Below are 18,116 nucleotides of genomic sequence, written 5' to 3' on the forward strand. Positions count from 1 at the left end.
TTTCGTAAAATTGGCAGATAAATTTCTTTATTTTTAAAACGAAAAATCACCTATTGATGACCCTAAACACGGACCTATTTCATGGCAACCTTATTTGCACCTAGCTTTGAGCTTCCTACGAATATACAACAATTGACCAATCTGGCAGATCTGCGTATTGGGGCTGAAGTGATTGAATGCTCGGATGATTTTTTTGCTGAAGCCAAACGCATGTTGCAATTTGACGCTCCAGTTTTTGTGGAGGATAAATTTGACGATCACGGAAAATGGATGGATGGTTGGGAAACACGGCGTAAGCGCCATGCAGGTTACGACTGGGCCATGGTCAAACTTGGAGTCGCAGGAAAAATTAAAGCTTTTGATATCGACACGACATTCTTTACTGGCAATTATCCTGCTTCCGCGGCTATTGAAGCCTGTTATGCACCAAAGGGTAACTTTGAAGATGTAGAATGGCACCAAATTTTACCAAACAGTATATTGGGACCTAGTCAGCACCATATTTTTGAGGTCAAAACTGAAATGGTGTATACCCATATTCGTTTAAACATTTATCCTGATGGTGGCATCGCGCGTCTTCGTGTTTATGGTGATGTGCAAACCCAAATTACCGACCACAATCAAATATTAGATCTGTTGGCATTGGAAAATGGAGGACGCGTCATTGCATATAGTGATGCCCATTTTGGACATCCCCGTAATTTAATTAATCCTGGTAGAGGGATCAATATGGGCGATGGCTGGGAAACTAAACGTCGTCGGGCACCTGGTTTTGACTGGTGTATTTTAGCCTTGGGGCAAGCAGGCTCTATTGAAAAAATTGAAATTGACACTGCACATTTTAAAGGCAATTACCCAGCTGAAGTTTCAGTTCAAGCCATTTATATTGAAGATGCTACCGACCCACAACTGATTCCACAAAGTATGTTTTGGCCCTTTTTATTAGAGGCGAAAACCATGCAAATGGATCATATCCATTGTTATGCCAATGAAATTTTAACACAGAACAAAGTGTCCCATATTCGTGTCAATATGATTCCCGACGGTGGTATTAGTCGCATTCGCCTATGGGGTAAAATTGTCTAATTTATATTCAAATTGACATGATTAGCTCAATTATTATTTTAGATTTATGCTGCTATATTTTCATATATGCATCAATTTTGAAAATACAGTTTTCATTTGGAAGAAACCCATGCCCCATCATATTTTGATTCAACCGATTAGCAATGAAAATTTTGCCGAGTTTGGTGATGTGATTAGCTGCCGAGGGCATGATTTTTTCCATATTAATGATGCACACACTGAGCGCTATCATGCCTTGGCTGAAACTGAAATTATGGGCCATGCAAAAGTTGGTATTAGTATCTTTCGAAATATCCAGACCACTACACTTCCTGTTGAAATTTCAATGTTGGAACGTCACCCCAAAGGCTCTCAAGCGTTCATCCCGATGCACGGTCAAAAATTTCTAGTGTTGGTTGCGCCAAGTTTGGATACGGATCAACCTGATATTTGTAAATTACAGGCTTTTATTACAGATGGTTCGCAGGGTGTGAATTATCATATAGGGACATGGCACCATCCACTTTTAACACTGGAATCTCCTAGTGATTTTGCCGTTATTGATCGAATTGGGACTGGACATAATTGTGATATTTTTCAGTTTCCATCACCTCTCTTTATCGAAGAGTCGGGAAACCCCTAAATATTGTCCCTTTACTTTGAATAGCTCCCTATGTTCTATTCAAAGCATAACGAAAATGGGATCAAATCATGCTCAAGTATCCATTCTTGATTGGACTTTTGACTGTAAGCACACTCGCTTCAGCAGATGAGACCTTTGAACAAGAACTTCGCCAAGGTTGCGCCAAAGTCAAAATCTCTGCCAATGCTGGTAAGAAATTTTATGATCAAAAACAATATCAAAAAGCGTTAGAGCAATTTCAGTATCAAGCGACGTGGTCTTCTTTTTGTTTAATGAATCAACCCGAAAGTGGTGTATCCCTTACTGAACGTGATGTCGAAATTGCCAACAACAATGTCGGTTTAAGTTATAGCAAGTTGGGAAAACCGCTTTGGGCTAGAGCGTGGTTTTTGCATGATGCTAAGTCTAAATCTAGTCAATTTAATTTAAAGCAACTACCACCGCCTAAAAAATCAGCAACACTAGCGGGCAAATATGTACAGTATGCAGGCTTTGGGCAGTGGAATCAGATTGAGGTAAAACCGCTTAAGCATGTATATCAAATTGAATTTAATGGTCTTTATATGGGAATACGCAGTCTCATCTATGGACCCAATATGGGTGAGTTTGAAACCACCATGCCGTTCAATCGAACTCAAGCGCAATATCAGGTCGATGACTGTAAAATTAATTTAAAGTTTGCCTTCGATCCCAAAATAGGACATACCATCCGTGTCAGCGAAACCAATACCATGAGCTGTGGTTTTGGGCACAATGTTTCAGCAAACGGTGTATTTCTAAAAGTAGAATAAGATCCATATCTAACATTCAATGTACTAACCTCCCCTTTAGCAGGGAGGCTTTTCGTCACTTGTTCAACAGAGGGGAAAATAACGAGACTTAAATCGCCACCAATTCTCGAATACCTTTTGCAGGCATTTCACTGCCTGCCCCTTGTGCAATCACTTGCCCACGGGCCATAACGGTATATGTATCAGCCAATTCTTCGGCAAAGTCATAAAACTGCTCAACCAAAACCACCGCCATCTCACCACCATCCGCCAGTTTACGAATCACTCGGCCAATGTCTTTGATAATAGAAGGTTGAATGCCTTCTGTGGGTTCATCCAATATTAACACCCGCGGTTCTGACGCTAAAGCACGCGCAATCGCCAATTGCTGCTGCTGTCCACCCGATAAATCTCCACCACGACGATGTTTCATTTCATCTAATACGGGGAATATTTCATACAAATGTTCAGGTACTTTTCGGGTTTTAGCCCCCTTAAACTTGGCCATGCCAATCAGGATATTTTCTTCAACAGTTAGGGTCGAAAAAATATCACGGCCTTGTGGCACGTAAGCCAAACCTGCACGAACACGTTGTTCAGGATTCATCTTCGAGATGTCCTTACCATCAAGTAAAATTTGGCCCGACTTGATCGGTAAAATCCCCATCAGACATTTCAGTAAGGTGGTTTTTCCAACACCATTCCGCCCCAACACCACCGAGCACTCTCCCACAGGGGCCTGAAATGAAACATCTCTTAAAATATGACTGCCACCGTAAAACTGATTGACGTCTTTGACTTCTAACATGGTCGGCTCCTTAACGTCCTAAGTATTTCTCAATCACATCTTCATTGGCCTGTACCTCTGCCAATGTGCCTTCAGCTAAAATCGACCCTTGAGCCAGTACCGTCACTTTTTCACTGATGGTGTCGATAAAGCTCATATCATGTTCAACCACCACCAAAGTGTGATTTTTCTTCAACTCTAAACACAGCTCAGCCGTGCGTTCTGTTTCGGCATCAGTCATGCCTGCCACAGGTTCATCAAGTAAAATCAGCTTAGGACGTTGCATAAGCAACATGCCGATTTCCAACCATTGCTTTTGTCCATGTGACAACAGCCCCGCAGGTTTATGTACCCACTCTTCTAGCCGAATTTGCGCCAAAGACTCATCCAAAGCCAACTGCGCATCTGGATCCAGTTTACTGAAGAAGCTTTTTTTGACGCGCTTATCTTTTGGCGCCGCGAGTAGCAAGTTTTCCATCACTGTAAAATTTTCAAATACCGTTGGTTTTTGAAATTTACGACCAATGCCTGCTTCTGCAATTTGCTCCGTACTCATCTTGGCCAAATCATAGTTTTGCCCAAAAAAAGCTGAGCCTTCGGTCGGTCGGGTTTTGCCTGTAATCACATCCATCAGTGTGGTTTTACCTGCTCCATTGGGTCCAATGATACAGCGTAGCTCCCCTTCTTTGATGTACAGCGACAGATCATTTAAGGCCCGAAAGGCATCAAACCAAACACTGACTTTTTCCAAGTACAGTGCAATCCCGTGGCTAAAGTCAGCGCCTTGTTCTTTGGGACGTCCATAGCCGTCTGAAGCATGGCCACCATGAGGTTGTATTAGCTCACTCATTCGCTACGCTCCTTTTTAAAACGGTCAAACAGACCAATGACACCTTTGGGTAAGAAAATGGTGACCACAATAAATAAAGCACCCAAGATTAATAACCATGCTTCTGGATAAGCCACGGTGAAATAGGTTTTCACGCCATTAATTAACCCTGCACCCAAAATTGGGCCAATCAAAGTCCCACGCCCACCCGCAGCCACCCACACCGCCATTTCAATCGAATTGACGGGGTTCATTTCACTTGGGTTAATAATACCTGCTTGGGGAACGTATAAAGCCCCTGCAATACCTGCAATGACCGCCGACAGCACCCATGCAGATAGCTTGTACCAAAGTGTGCGGTAGCCCAAATACTGTAAGCGATTTTCGCTGTCACGGATTGCTCCCAGTACACGGCCATAAGGTTTATTCATAAGATGACGCAATCCCACAAAGCACAACAGCAGCACAACAGCGGTGAGAAAACAGAGTGTGGCACGCATAGATGCTGAGGTAATGTCCATGCCAAAAATGGTTTTAAAGCCTGTAAAACCATTATTTCCACCAAAGCCTGTTTCATTGCGGAAGAACAACAGTGCCGCCGCAAAAGTCATAGCCTGAGTAATAATCGAAAAATACACGCCTTTAATTTTGGAGCGAAACGCAAAGAAACCAAAGATGAAAGCCACCATACCAGGAACCAACACCACCAAGGCCAAAGCCCATAAGAAATGATTGGTACCCACCCAATACCATGGCAGTTCAGTCCAACTTAAAAAACGCATAAAGTCAGGAAGTGCGTCCCCTGCAGATTGGCGCATCAGATACATGCCGAAAGCATACCCCCCCAGCGCAAAGTACAAGCCGTGACCTAAACTTAAAATGCCTGCATAGCCCCAAACCAAGTCCAGTGCCAAAGCTACCAAAGCCAAGCACATGATTTTACCAATCAGGGTGACCCAATACGCAGAAAGATAAAATGCCGAATCAGCAGGAAGTAAATGTAACCATGGGAGCAATAACATGACAGCAAAACACGCCGCTATTGCCATTGCACTGATAGGTTTATCAGATAATAAAGAATTGATTTTCATGAGCTTACTCCACAAAACGGCCTTTGATGGCAAACAAACCTTGTGGACGTTTTTGAATAAACAAAATCACAAGAACCAGTAGAATAATTTTCGCAAGAACAGCGCCCATGCCAATTTCAAGAATCGTACCACTGATACCCAAACCGAGTGCTGCCAGTACCGCTCCCCAGACTTGTCCTACACCACCAACAACAACGACCAAGAAAGCATCAATGATATAATTTTGACCTAAATCAGGCCCAACATTACCTACTTGCGCTAAGGCACAGCCTGCCAGACCAGCTAGGCCTGAACCCAGTCCAAAAGCCATCATGTCAATACGACTAGAACGAATGCCTACAGCTCGTGCCATTTGGCGGTTTTGCGTCACGGCACGAACAAACAAACCAAAGCGTGTTTTATTGAGCAGGTAAACCAACAGCAGTAGCACCGCAACCGTAAATACAATAATAGCAATCCGGTTATACGGCAGCATTAAACTTGGACTCAGCGCAATACCGCCCGATAACCATGAAATATTGGAGACTTCGACATTTTGCGCACCAAAAATCATCCGTACCAATTGCATCAAAATCAGACTGACGCCAAAAGTCGCCAACAGCGTTTCCAGCTGACGACCGTATAACGGTCGAATTACCGTCCGTTCAATCAACATGCCAATCAACGCACTTACCACAAAGGCTGCAGGAATAGCTGCAATTAAATACCAATCAACATAACTGCCTAAGTAAGTTTTAAACAGGCTTTGCACCACATAGGTGGTATAAGCCCCAATCATAATCAATTCGCCATGTGCCATATTAATCACACCAAGCAGGCCATAAGTGATGGCTAAACCGAGCGCTGCTAGCAGTAAAATGCTGGCTGTACTAAAACCAGAAAATACATGTCCAGCCCATTCACTGGCTTGGATGCGGGTTTTAATCTGACTTTTGCCATCCGCCAAAATAGCTTTGAGATCTGGATTCAGATTAGGCTGGGTGAGGGTTTGTTCTACTAAGGCTAAAACATCGGGGCGATTTGACTCAGCGAGTACTTTTGCTGCTTGAATCTGTACCAACACATCTGGATTTTCAAAATCTAAACGTGCTTTGAGCTGTGCTAAGCGCTGTTTGACTTTGTTATTTTGCTCTTTCAAATAGAGCTGATTAATCTGTGCAATATTCAATTCGGACAGGTTATTTTCTAAAATATCAATCGCTTCTAAACGTTGAGAAAAGTCTTCAGATTTTAATTTTGCTTGTGCCTGACCAAAGTTTAAAGCTTTACGTAAAGTATTGACCAATGTCACTTGAGATAAATCACCCGGCCAAGTTTCAATCACTTGCTCATCGGGATAACTCAATAATTTCTCATTATTTTTTAAAATATATGTCGTGCCTGCACTGTCTTTGTATAACTCATCATTTTCAATAAATGCAACGAGACGATCAAACTCTTCAATCGTGCCCGGCCACTGGCTCAGCATGGCACGACGCTCTGCAAATTCTGCTTTAACAAAACGTTGAATGGCATCATTAGATGCTGATGCACTTTGTGTAGCAGAAGCGGGTTCAGTATTTTCAGCCCAAACACTGTTACTCATGAGCTGTGCCATTGAGCAGAGTATCGCGACACAAAAAATCTTTGGATTCATAAAATATTCCCTTAAGGTTGCTTAAAAAGTCCCGTATCGGGATGTTTTTATTTAAGAGCCCACAGCCGAAGCTATAGGCTCAGTACTTAAGACAATTATTTAGGAATGTATGGGCTCCAAGGCTCTGCTTTAATCACACTTGGTGTTTTGTAGACCACATCAAACTGACCATCTGCGCGAATCTCACCAATCATGACTGGTTTATGTAAATGATGGTTTTCTGCATCCATTTTTAAGGTATAGCCAGAAGGTGCTTTAAACTCTTGACCAGCCATTGCTTCACGAACCTTATCAACATCGGTCGTTCCTGCTTTTTCAACAGCTTGCTTCCACATATTGATCCCCACATAGGTGGCTTCCATCGGGTCATTGGTCACGATTTTGTCTGCATTCGGCAGTTTATATTCCACCGCATACTGCTTCATTTTATTGACAAATTCGGTATTGGTTGGGTTCTTCACTGACATAAAGTAGTTCCACGCCGCCAAATGTCCAACCAATGGCTTGGTATCAATACCGCGGAGTTCTTCTTCACCCACAGAGAAGGCCATGACAGGAATGTCAGAGGCTTTGATACCTTGGTTCCCCAATTCACGGTAGAACGGCACATTTGAGTCGCCATTGATGGTTGAAATCACTGCTGTTTTCTTACCCGCAGCGAATTTCTTCACATTGCTCACAATAGTTTGATAGTTACTATGACCGAAGGGCGTGTACTCTTCCATGATGTCAGCATCTGCCACACCTTTGGACTTCAAAAACGCACGTAAGATTTTATTGGTGGTACGTGGGTAGACATAGTCTGTGCCCAATAAAACAAAACGCTCAGCTTTACCGCCCTCTTCGCTCATCAAGTATTCCACCGCAGGAATCGCTTGTTGATTTGGCGCAGCGCCCGTGTAAAAAATGTTTTTAGACTGTTCTTGCCCCTCATATTGCACAGGATAGAACAGTAAACCATTTAACTCTTCCACTACGGGCAAAACTGACTTACGAGAAACGGATGTCCATGCGCCAAAAATTACTGCCACTTTGTCTTGGGTAATCAGCTGACGTGCTTTTTCTGCAAATAAAGGCCAATCAGATGCAGGATCAACCACCACAGGTTCTAATTTCTTACCGAGTACACCGCCATTGGCATTGATTTCATTGATGGTCATCAATGCCGTATCTTTTAAAGACGTTTCAGAAATGGCCATCGTTCCTGAAAGTGAATGTAAAATCCCGACTTTAATGGTGTCACCACTCGCTGCTGTGGCAACAGGTTCAGATGCTGCTGTGCTCGCTTTATCTGCAGGTTTTGAACAACCTGTTAAAGCAATACTCCCCATAATTGCTATTGCAAGGAATGTCTTCGTTAATAATTTTTGTTGGAACATCTCATTTTCTCCAAACTTGAAACTTAGGGTGCATTTTTCAATGCATGATTGTTATTAGCGCTATAGGTGCCAATTCAATTTCTATGCCAAGCAGGTCTAAATGAAGGTTTCAACACTCTTTAAAACACATATTTTTTAATATTTATCAATACCTTAAATAAAACAAAAAATCACACTACGCACCCTAAATTTACCTCATTTTGTTGTTTTTATGCATACAAGCTTGTATACAACATTTGTTCCAAATCAATCCATCTTGCCCACTATTGCCCTTTTATTTTAAGATTTGTGCACAAATTAGGCGCACCCGAAGATTAAATATGCCCATAAAAAAGCACCCTCTAAGTTAGACTAAATGTGTCCAACTTTCGGGGTGCAGTTCAATATGCGGGCTTTTGATGTACTTATAATAAATTTAAATGTCAGTTGTAGGATAACTTTATAAAAAATGGCCTAGTATCCGCTCAACTAAGCCTTTTGAAGCATAAGTCTATAAATTAAATTGTAGGATAAGATTATAAAAAGCCACTTTTTTGTGGCTAATTTCAATGCCAACTCACTTTACAATTTTATGAGCGTATTTCAATGCATAATCTTTGCTCAAAGCTCTAGCATCAGCTAATGCATTGTGAGGAATCATAGATTTCTTCGTAGTGAGTGACAAATCGAGTAAGAAACCTAATACTGGAACATTGATACATTGCCCTTGTCCTAAGAGCAAAATACGGTTAAATAACTCTATATCTGAAGGATAGTCAGCTACGATAGTAATGTGCGTCTCTCCTTGAGAGTCCACTTCCCATAAGAAACTGCATAACTTATTAACTAATTCCCACATAGGAATAGCTGATTGCCCTAAAATTGGCATTACGTGTTGTTCAACGAAGGGACTAGGATTTTTACAGCCCACCACCTCATAAAACTCATATTTACCGTCACCAGACACCAAACCTAATGAGATCAACTCACCTGTACCTTGATCATGCCAGCCATTAAATTCACAATCCAAAAATAAATACATTTATCATCTCACGATACATAAACACAATTTAGAACACCCTCAGATATACCGTGAATACCATATCTATTAGTCTTATACTGATACTTACTCTCTTTTAAACGTAAGATAAGTAGATAGCTTCATTGATACATGTCGTATCTTTGCCAAAATATTGTATGAAAGTAGAGAAGTTTTATACTAAAAATTCAAGCCAATTTAAATTTTATCTGGATATTCAACTTTGTTGAAATTCTTAACCGCGTTATTTAATTGCTCAAATAATATAGCGTACTTTATTTCTAATTCATTAATACATTCCGTATCTTTGCCATAATATTGTAGAAGATAAGATAAACGTAGTTTTGTAGTTGTACAAATATCAAAAATTATTCTTGCTGTATGCCCTAATGTCACTGCTTCACGTCGATCATTTCCTCGGCCTCTTCTCTCCCATACCATTCCTATTCCATCTGCATCTTTATGTAATAGATGACTACTTGCCCCATAACTATAAGTAAGGCCACTAAGGAATTCGAGTTGAGCCTGCTTAGAATCTTTAAAATATTTACAAATACCAGAGAAAGACCATTGCTCTTCCATAGCCTTTCTTTGCTTTTTATTATATTTGCTTCTAATCAGATTTATTTGGGTTTCATCTATAATTTGCTCTCTGAGAGCTTCCCATTCTTTATCTTGCTCTGTTTCTTCAAGTTTTGAAAGTAAAAAAGAGACTCTTTCACTACGTTTGATATCTGAAAACATAGGTAAAATTAACCAATACTCTTCAACTTTTTTCACAACTTCTTCAGGAGAGCCTAATAATATATAAATATATTTGAAAGAACCTTCTAAGATCGAGCGACACAATATGTCAGCATCCCATTCCTTACCTTCCATAAGTAGTATTAATACACTTTCGGAGGTTAAATGACAGTCAATAAATAACTGTGAGCTTACGAAGCGAACAAGTGGATTCACATCTTTATATTCTTGATCAAGATAAGGAGAGGCTATATCAAAACAAGAACCTATAAAGTGACTGGCTAAGCCAGCCCAAGAACGAAATATTATTTTTAATTCTCCGTTATTTGATTCGAGCATATAAATTATCCTTACATAACTTTAATTATTTAATGAATGAGAACTCATCATGCCCTTAATTTATCAATATTTTAAAGTCATATAAGTAAATCATTTCTATATCATATTAATGATCTCAGAAAGTCAGCGTAAGCTCGTAGTTGTTCTACATCATGAAGCAACTGTCTTTTCTTTTTCATGATTTCACACGTTAGTTGAGGAAATTCTATTAGAGCTTGTTCAGAAGCTCTAATTTGGTTTTCATAAAGTTTTTGCTTTTCTAGTAATTCTTTAGTCTTCAATCCAACTCGTAAAAAGTCATTTTGGGCGCTTTGATCGTTAAATTGTTGTCTAATTGAATTCATGCTTTCGGTTTCAATAAATATTGAAAGTCTTGGGTTATCTAGATTAATTTTTTTTGTTAAATAACCTTGCTTTATGAGCTTTCTTAGAAGTCTATAAAGCTGTTGTTGATTCATTCTTTGCTTTTCTTCCTTAGAAGGATTCAATGTGTTCCAAATTTGATTACAGGTCCATCCATCGATCTGGTTTTGAGATAGAAGTACAAGAAAAGATTCAAAGATAGGAGAAGCTATTGGTTGCATGAGTGAAAACTAGAAAACTTAAAAAGAGGATTATAATCCGTGGATATATAGTCCTCAAATAGTGATAGTTCTGTTTTTTAAGCATTTAAATGTTTATGTCAGAACTTACTATTCAATTTGGGCAATTGGTTCGCAAGTACAGAAAAGAAATAAATATGTCACAAGAGCAATTAGCATTGCTCTGTAACATAGATCGTAGCTATCTGGGGAGGATTGAAAGAGGGGAAGTAAATCCTACTCTTGAGAAAATTTATGAACTATCTAAAGTCCTAGGAATCAGTCCACAAAATTTATTACCTTAGTTTTTTTAAGGTTTAGATACGAATAATTCAGCAATACCAGGTCTTGAAGCATGGTTACTTGCTCTTAAAATTAATTGATTGAGCAATTGCTCTCTTAGTCTATATTTCGCTTCAAACATTGAAGTTTTATATTTGGGTAAAGAAATTAAATATTTTAAGTTCACTACAATATGAAAAGGTTCTTTCTCTTGATCAGTAAAGAATAGCGGTGATACCCACTCAAAATCATATTTTCTCTTAAGCTTTTCTTTTATTGATATTTTATATCCCAAATAATATGGAATAAGCCCCTCTTTTTGTTGTGCATAATCACAAACTGCACCCAATCTAACAAATATGGGTTCATAGCTTGTAGAGGTTTCAATTTTGAGACCAAAAACCTCTGTTTGAATTTGTGAAGTGGTTAGTCCAAATAAATCACATGTCATTTCATTACCCCAATAGATTGGTTTTAATACTGCACCCCAATCTAAAGGAGACATATTCTCGTATCCAGTAACAGCAAGATGTAGCATCTTATTATATTTACCCACAGCTTGCGGATCTGTGATTTTGGAATCTGGTGTATTGACCTTTGTAATAGCATCTTTCCAAATTTGTGTGCTTGAATTTTTATTATTTAAAATCTTGTCCGTTAAAATTGGTGCAATTGTAATATTGAAAGCCTGTTGCGGATCTTTATTAACATGCCCATCACCCAAAGTAGAACTTGTAATAAAACTGAGTACCTTATCTATTTCAGATGGATAATCATTGAAATTTCTTTTATCACTTGGAACTAGATTCATTAGTTCAATTAGAGTTTGATTTACAGCTTCTAAGACTTTCGACTCCCAATCAAAAAGTGCTGCTATTTGTGGAACAGATGAAAAAAAACTTTTAATTTCTTCTTTGAATGCTTCACGATTACTTTCTTTTATTGAACTATTAGCATCAATATACATAGTTTTAGATAAAGATTTGATAAGTAAAGGTTTGCAATATTTTTTATTCGGATCTAAACGAGTTTCAATATATTCAATTAATTGATCACACTCTTGTGGATTATCTGTCCATAGAATCATTATAAAAGGGCCGTTATCACATGAAATAACTGTCTCTAAAATTCTAGTAATTTCAGCATAATGGGTACTTGATCCTAATGAACTACTACCAGATAAATTTAAATCTACAAATAAACCTCTCACACCTTTGTAATAGTCTTGATGTAAATGAGAGGCATCTTCTTCATTATATTGAACCCCAATACATGAAGAACCAATAAGTTTAAATGTCTCAATAATAGGCTCTAGGTGTTCTTTTTTATCATCAAGTACAACAAAACGTGGAGGTGTTAACATTATTAATTTAACCCAAAAAATTAATCAAAAACTAAAGCCATAGCTGCACCATCAAACTCTTTTGGTACATCATCCTGATCATCAAGAATAACTAGACGCCCTTTATTTACCTCCATTGCAAGATTTACATAATATAAACCAATTCCCATTCCATTTGGTCTTCTAGTGAAGAATGGTTTTACTAACTGCTCTTGCTCATCTTGGAAGCCTGGACCATTATCGGCAACAATAATTGCTGTTTTACCATAAAAGTCTCTACGTACATCTATATAAATCTTTCTCTGACCTATAGTATCTTCAGGCCAACGTGCTTGAAGCCAATATATTGAATTATCAAAGATATTGTTTAAACAACCAATTAATATTTTAAAAATATATTTTTGTTCAATATCAGGAATATTATCTTCCAAGAATGGACAAACGAATTGAACCTTATGTGCTCTGAATCGAATCGAGGCAATATCTCTTGCACGACGAATCAAGTTTTTTAAACTCGCAGGCTTATTATCACCTTTTCTCAATAAGTCAGAGAAACTATCTAAAATTTTCACAAGTTCATAGGCATGATCTTTAATTAAAGTAATATCTTCACTATGCTCAATAGTCCGATATAAAGATCTAACACCATGTTCAACTTCATGAAAAACAATAGCTAGTCCCATATTATTAAAACCTGAAGTAAGCATTACTTCACGCATTTCATTATAATTTTTCTCAGTTTTCTCAATTAATGGTTCTAATTCCTCAGTTAAATTATGTTTCTTTGCCAGTTTTCTGAGCTCAGTTAATGGCTTTTCAATTTTTTTCTCTTCTATATTTTTACCAGTTTCAGTTACTTGTCTTATACGTTCTTTATCTTTTTGGCGCTCTGTCTCAACAATAGTTAGTACACTTAATACAATTTGTTGGAATCTTTCGTACGTCTCATTTTCAATAAAGCCTTCTCGATTAGTTTTCTCTTGAAGATCAAAACTATCTTCAACACTAAGATCTAAAGATCCAACAATGATATTACGACTAATATGCCTACCAGGTACATTGACTCGTCGCAAATCTAAACCGAGCCAATCATCACCAGGTTCACCATAGTTATAAACTCGTATGTTATCTCGATATACACGAATACCGCCATTTTCATTTAGGAAGCTTTCAACAAGTTGCTGCTCTCCAAACTTAGATATAACTAGTTTATCGCGATCATAGATAAAAAATTCACCGCTTATATCACCAATTCCATGTAAGTCCTCAGGCTCCACAACAACTTTGTTTTTTTTCAAATTTGATGGTAATAAAAGTTTCTCATTTTCTAATAATTCTTGACGAGGCTCTACTTTGATTCCAGGAACACCAATAAAATTATAGTTTAAAGATAGTAAACCATTGGCGATTGAAAATGAGATATGCCAAGGAGCTCTTTCCTTTAATTTATCAATATCTGAAACACCTTCAGTCCAGTCAGGATGTCCTTTAACTTCAAGTAATGTTTCAAACTTGTCACTTCGCTTTTCATTAAAAGGTGTAGAGATCGAAGTAATTTGGCGTAAAAGTTTTCTTACATCGCCACGAGACCAGCTTTGTTCTCTCAAATTACTTATAGTAATTTGAGTACCTGTATTTTCTCCCGTAAAGACTATAGGTGTTCTTGTAATTACTTCTACACGGGTATCTTCTAGAAAAGGTTTGTCAATTAAATCTTGCCAGTTAATGTGAAGAACACATTCATCAGAGTTTTCAGATCTGGTGATTAATTGAATTTCATTTCCTAATTTATGTACTGCGAATCTTCCTAAACCTTTCTCCCCTAAAGGTAAACGACCAGCTTTGGTTCGTCTTTTTTCTTTTTTTTGCTGTTCCTTATGATCATGAGCAGGGACAAGCCAAATATTTTTAATAATATCAGCTGACATACCCTCACCATTATCTTCAACAATGATTTTTGCACTTGGGGTGTTGATTTTATCTAATGTAATTAAGACAGTATCGGCATCAGCATCATAAGCATTTTTCACAAGCTCAAAAATTGCTAGGCGAGAAGAACCGATTAGTTGATCACCTAACATTTGCAATAAGCGTGCTCGTGGGCGAAATGCCAAATCTTCGGAAGTAATATAATTTTCAGTCATTACCAATCCTTTAATAATTTTTCTGCAATTTTTTGCGCAAGTAAAACAGGTACAGCATTACCAATTTGTTTAAAAGCACTAGTACGTGCAGGCTTACCTGATACATTTTCAAAATAGTAGTCGTCAGGAAAACTTTGAATTCTAGCGGCTTCTCTAGGTGTAATCGACCGATTTTGCTCAATATCTGGATGAATATAATGATGTCCATCTTTAGATATATGTGCAACAACAGTATGGCAGGCAGCTAAATTACCAGCAACTACTTTAAAGCGGTCGACAAAGGAATTTCTACCTTTATGACTTTTTAAATATTCAGGTAAATCATCATAATGTAATCGTCTTTTCTCAGTATTCCATAAATTGACAGCATACTGATAAATTTCTAAATCTTGTTTAGAATGTGGACGAGCTTCATGCCAAGTTAGGGGAAGATTTGAATAAATTTGAGCTTGTTCAAGCCATTCTGACGGCTTACTGATCGGCTCTACTGGCCTAGTTTGACCTCCACCAGCAGGTATTTGAGGGAGATCTTTAAATAGATCCCACACATTAGCTTGTGGCAGCCATTGTTCAGGTTCAGGATAAAAAGATTTCTTACTGCGATGACCTCGTTTGCCTACCAAAATAATGCGTTTACGATTTTGTAGAACACCATATTCATTTGCAGATAGTACTCTATACTCAATTGTATAACCTATTTCGACAAATAGGGCTCTCATCTTATCAAAGTAGAGTTCACCATTAGGGTTTGTTGCAGTCAAAAGTCCCAGCACATTTTCAAAGACAAAATATTTAGGTTTATATCTTTTCAAAAACTCAGCATAGTATTTGTATAAATGATTTCTGGGATCATCATCCATATTTCCACGTGCCCTACCAATAAGAGAATAGGCTTGGCAAGGTGGCCCTCCAATAATTAAATCTAATTTAGATTTACCTAATTGTTCATCTACTTTTTGAAAAATATTATCTAGAGTATCTGGACCAATAAATTCGTTGATAACAGAGTCGATTTCACTTATTGGAACAGCACTATACAGCTCATTTCGAGTAATCTCATTTTTTAAATATTTTGAATATAAATCTATCGAATTATTGTTTTTTAACCAATGAAAAGCTTGGCGCGTTTTTAGCGTAAAGCATGCTGAGGCATCTGCTTCAACGTGGGCAATTGGTTTGAACCCAGCACGAATAAACCCCTCTGACAAGCCGCCAGCACCAGCGAATAAATCAAGAAATTTTAAAGTGCTAGACATAATACATCAATAGAAAATAAATAAGTGCCAGGATACCAGGAAACTTAAGATTTAGCAAAAATATAGTAACTAATTTAAAAGGCTAAAACCCTAGCACCCCAACGGTTTCTATTCAAAATCTATCGGTTCTTACGATCGATCTTTAGTGGTCCCAAATGCTATTTGAAAGCAAAATCTGTAAATTGCTTAAAACTTAAAGGTCGATCAACAACGTAGAGTTGCCCAAACTCAATCTGCCCAGCTTGCATAGCTAGAATTAATCGAACTATTGAGTAGCCTCTACGCTGCATGCTTATCATTGAGAGTGATCCCGAAAGTGTGGGGCTCTTCCGTGCTTTCTGGCTCAAGCTTACTATCAGCTCCTGACATTGTGCTTTATCAATGATCCAATCACGGTTGAACGCATCTGGGCGCTGAAACGTATGTAATATTCCGGCATCTAACAACTGCTTTAGCTGGTATCTTGTGAGCTGTAATGCCTCACAAGCCTCATCCATCGACCAATTTGAGTATATCTGTATTGCAAGGCCCTCAACCTGTTCACGGGAATAGTGCTTTTTCCCTTCAAAAACACGAGGTTTAAGCTTTTGTTGTTGTACTAATTTATCTACTCTATCTGGATGACAATTAAGAATTTTGGCAGCTTCCTTTTTGGAAACAATATTTCGTTCTCGGGTAGTTAACTGAATACGTGTTACACGCGTCGACTCTAAGACACTAGGCCAATATTTCTCTATGTAATAGTCAAATTCAACTTTTATCCGAGCAATCCCCTTATTTTCACCCTGACGATGTAGAGACTCATATAAATCCCTAAAATGTTTATGTAGGCCCCCAACACCTTTATTGCTCATCGGATGCTCAAGATATTGGTTGAGAAACTTGTAGTAAGTATCTGGCCAATTTTCAAGCATTGCCCATACGTACTGATAATGTTGAACAAGCTCACCATTCGTTATCGAAAGAGGTTGAAATGAACCATCCAATAACCTTGATCTATAATGAGCAATAAAATGAATTAAGCTAAGAGATTCTCGGAGCTCCAAACCATGTAGAATTTCAGGACAAGAAATTCTATTTCCTCCTTGTAACAGTTCTTCAATATATTGACTGAGTTTGATTGCCTCAGTCGGAGCAACATCACTTAATGAGTTGATAACATCAGTATCATCAAACTTATTTAAATACCTACGATACCAATTTAGTCGTTTGCCAGTACCAGAAATATCTATCAATAATTTTCCATGTCGAACACATGCAAGGTATGGCAATAAGCTCCATTCAAATCTACAGAATCCAAATTCTTCAATACAATCTGGACATACCTTTGGATATTTAACAAGTAGATAGTGCGTATCAATAACATTTTGAAAAGATTGAGATATTGGCCCAATTTTAGAGGAGAAAGTTGTTAACCCAAGCTGCAATAAATACACATTAAGATCAAACTCACCAGTTAAAATCTGATGAACTGGTACACGATTATTTTTCCAAGCCAAACCAGCGTGACGCAGCAAATGACCTATGTGCTTAAAGCCATTTTTCTCTGATATTCGAATTAAATAACTAACTAAGCATTCATTTGGTTCGATTCTAGGTCTGGCGAGAAGCATCTCAATGATCTCACAATCAATAGTAAAGTATCCAATACCCACCAAAATCTTAAGACTATCAGTCTATCTATAGATATTTCTTTATCAATCCATATTTCTTTGAAGATAAAGTTCCTTCTGGGATTAGATCAGCGAAATAAGTCCTATCTGACAGAGGTGAAGTATTTAGCCCAAGCTTACTCATAGAACACTGTATCAAACCACAATATTCTTCTTTATTTTTAGTTTTAAATAATTGCTGTAATGGCTCATATTTTTTACTAGTAAAAGTCGGCCCTACACATGGATATTCAGCTATCTGACTCCACGACCAGTTTTCTGGGTATCGATCAAGGCATCTGAAACATTGTGTCCGCATAATATCTGGATCTTCTACTTGATCAATACCAAGTTCAATATAAAGCCCAGAAATAATTCTAAATATATTAATACTATCAATAGAATAGATGTAATACCGTTTTTTAGAGGAATTTATTAGAAATTTTTTAAAGGTTTGGATATCAGTGAAACCATTTTTCTTTCCCAAATCATTCAAGTAATCACTAAATTTTTGCTGATCATTTGGTCGTAATCGATCAAGTAACACAATGCTTCACC

At 38.0% G+C, this 18,116-nt stretch carries 17 protein-coding genes; 4 read left to right on the top strand and 13 right to left on the bottom strand.

Annotated elements, in window-relative coordinates; translation table 11 throughout:
- Nucleotides 1-81: 81 nt before the first annotated feature.
- The 3 genes from alc (at nucleotide 82) to B9T36_RS15120 (ending at nucleotide 2,499) form a co-directional block, all read left to right on the top strand.
- Nucleotides 82-1,086: an allantoicase gene (alc, locus tag B9T36_RS15110; RefSeq protein WP_086210293.1), complete on the top strand. Its 1,005-nt coding sequence runs from the start codon at nucleotides 82-84 to the stop codon at nucleotides 1,084-1,086.
- A 109-nt stretch (nucleotides 1,087-1,195) separates the two neighbouring features.
- A complete protein-coding gene (locus B9T36_RS15115) occupies nucleotides 1,196-1,708 on the top strand; it encodes an ureidoglycolate lyase (protein ID WP_086210294.1) in 513 nt (170 codons plus the stop codon).
- A 68-nt stretch (nucleotides 1,709-1,776) separates the two neighbouring features.
- Nucleotides 1,777-2,499, top strand: coding sequence for a hypothetical protein (locus B9T36_RS15120; protein ID WP_086210295.1), 723 nt, complete (start codon nucleotides 1,777-1,779; stop codon nucleotides 2,497-2,499).
- An 88-nt stretch (nucleotides 2,500-2,587) separates the two neighbouring features.
- Here the strand turns inward: B9T36_RS15120 and urtE are convergent, their stop codons facing one another.
- The 8 genes from urtE to B9T36_RS15160 all read right to left on the bottom strand — a co-directional run bounded on the left by urtE (nucleotide 2,588) and on the right by B9T36_RS15160 (nucleotide 10,759).
- Nucleotides 2,588-3,286 carry an urea ABC transporter ATP-binding subunit UrtE gene (gene urtE / locus B9T36_RS15125; RefSeq protein ID WP_086210296.1) on the bottom strand — a complete coding sequence of 233 codons (699 nt, stop codon included), beginning with the start codon at nucleotides 3,284-3,286 and terminating at the stop codon, nucleotides 2,588-2,590.
- 10 nt (nucleotides 3,287-3,296) lie between these two features.
- Nucleotides 3,297-4,115 (bottom strand): urea ABC transporter ATP-binding protein UrtD, encoded by an 819-nt coding sequence (gene urtD, locus B9T36_RS15130; RefSeq protein WP_086210297.1) that lies wholly within the window; start codon nucleotides 4,113-4,115, stop codon nucleotides 3,297-3,299.
- Nucleotides 4,112-5,185, bottom strand: a complete 1,074-nt coding sequence (urtC, locus tag B9T36_RS15135) for an urea ABC transporter permease subunit UrtC (RefSeq protein WP_086210298.1) — start codon at nucleotides 5,183-5,185, stop codon at nucleotides 4,112-4,114. Before urtC ends, urtD begins: the two co-directional genes overlap by 4 nt.
- 4 nt (nucleotides 5,186-5,189) lie before the next feature.
- Nucleotides 5,190-6,821 (bottom strand): urea ABC transporter permease subunit UrtB, encoded by a 1,632-nt coding sequence (urtB, locus tag B9T36_RS15140; RefSeq protein ID WP_086210299.1) that lies wholly within the window; start codon nucleotides 6,819-6,821, stop codon nucleotides 5,190-5,192.
- 95 nt (nucleotides 6,822-6,916) lie between these two features.
- Nucleotides 6,917-8,200, bottom strand: coding sequence for an urea ABC transporter substrate-binding protein (urtA, locus tag B9T36_RS15145; RefSeq protein WP_086210300.1), 1,284 nt, complete (start codon nucleotides 8,198-8,200; stop codon nucleotides 6,917-6,919).
- Between the two features lie 556 nt (nucleotides 8,201-8,756).
- Nucleotides 8,757-9,221 carry a 3'-5' exoribonuclease gene (locus B9T36_RS15150; protein WP_086210301.1) on the bottom strand — a complete coding sequence of 155 codons (465 nt, stop codon included), beginning with the start codon at nucleotides 9,219-9,221 and terminating at the stop codon, nucleotides 8,757-8,759.
- A gap of 195 nt (nucleotides 9,222-9,416) precedes the next feature.
- Nucleotides 9,417-10,301 carry a DUF5677 domain-containing protein gene (locus B9T36_RS15155; protein ID WP_086210302.1) on the bottom strand — a complete coding sequence of 295 codons (885 nt, stop codon included), beginning with the start codon at nucleotides 10,299-10,301 and terminating at the stop codon, nucleotides 9,417-9,419.
- Nucleotides 10,302-10,402: 101 nt separating this feature from the next.
- Complete coding sequence (locus tag B9T36_RS15160) at nucleotides 10,403-10,759, bottom strand: hypothetical protein (RefSeq protein ID WP_228147015.1); 357 nt, start codon at nucleotides 10,757-10,759, stop codon at nucleotides 10,403-10,405.
- Nucleotides 10,760-10,974: 215 nt separating this feature from the next.
- Between B9T36_RS15160 and B9T36_RS15165 the strand changes: the two genes are divergently transcribed.
- Entirely contained in the window at nucleotides 10,975-11,187 is a 213-nt protein-coding gene (locus tag B9T36_RS15165; RefSeq protein ID WP_086210304.1) for a helix-turn-helix domain-containing protein, read from the top strand.
- A 5-nt stretch (nucleotides 11,188-11,192) separates the two neighbouring features.
- Here B9T36_RS15165 and B9T36_RS15170 read toward each other — a convergent pair whose 3' ends face one another.
- The 5 genes from B9T36_RS15170 to B9T36_RS15190 form a co-directional block, all read right to left on the bottom strand.
- Nucleotides 11,193-12,527 (bottom strand): hypothetical protein, encoded by a 1,335-nt coding sequence (locus tag B9T36_RS15170; protein WP_086210305.1) that lies wholly within the window; start codon nucleotides 12,525-12,527, stop codon nucleotides 11,193-11,195.
- A gap of 20 nt (nucleotides 12,528-12,547) precedes the next feature.
- Complete coding sequence (locus B9T36_RS15175) at nucleotides 12,548-14,650, bottom strand: ATP-binding protein (RefSeq protein ID WP_086210306.1); 2,103 nt, start codon at nucleotides 14,648-14,650, stop codon at nucleotides 12,548-12,550.
- Nucleotides 14,650-15,906 carry a DNA cytosine methyltransferase gene (locus tag B9T36_RS15180; RefSeq protein ID WP_086210307.1) on the bottom strand — a complete coding sequence of 419 codons (1,257 nt, stop codon included), beginning with the start codon at nucleotides 15,904-15,906 and terminating at the stop codon, nucleotides 14,650-14,652. The genes B9T36_RS15175 and B9T36_RS15180 overlap by 1 nt, the downstream gene beginning before the upstream one ends.
- A gap of 158 nt (nucleotides 15,907-16,064) precedes the next feature.
- On the bottom strand, nucleotides 16,065-17,519 hold the full coding sequence (locus B9T36_RS15185) for a TniQ family protein (RefSeq protein ID WP_086210308.1): 1,455 nt from the start codon (nucleotides 17,517-17,519) through the stop codon (nucleotides 16,065-16,067).
- A 67-nt stretch (nucleotides 17,520-17,586) separates the two neighbouring features.
- The gene (locus tag B9T36_RS15190) at nucleotides 17,587-18,105 is read right to left on the bottom strand and encodes a hypothetical protein (RefSeq protein WP_086210309.1); all 519 of its coding nucleotides are present in this window, start codon (nucleotides 18,103-18,105) and stop codon (nucleotides 17,587-17,589) included.
- Nucleotides 18,106-18,116: the final 11 nt, after the last annotated feature.

The sequence above is a fragment of the Acinetobacter sp. ANC 4204 genome (assembly GCF_002135205.1).
Lineage (GTDB): Bacteria > Pseudomonadota > Gammaproteobacteria > Pseudomonadales > Moraxellaceae > Acinetobacter.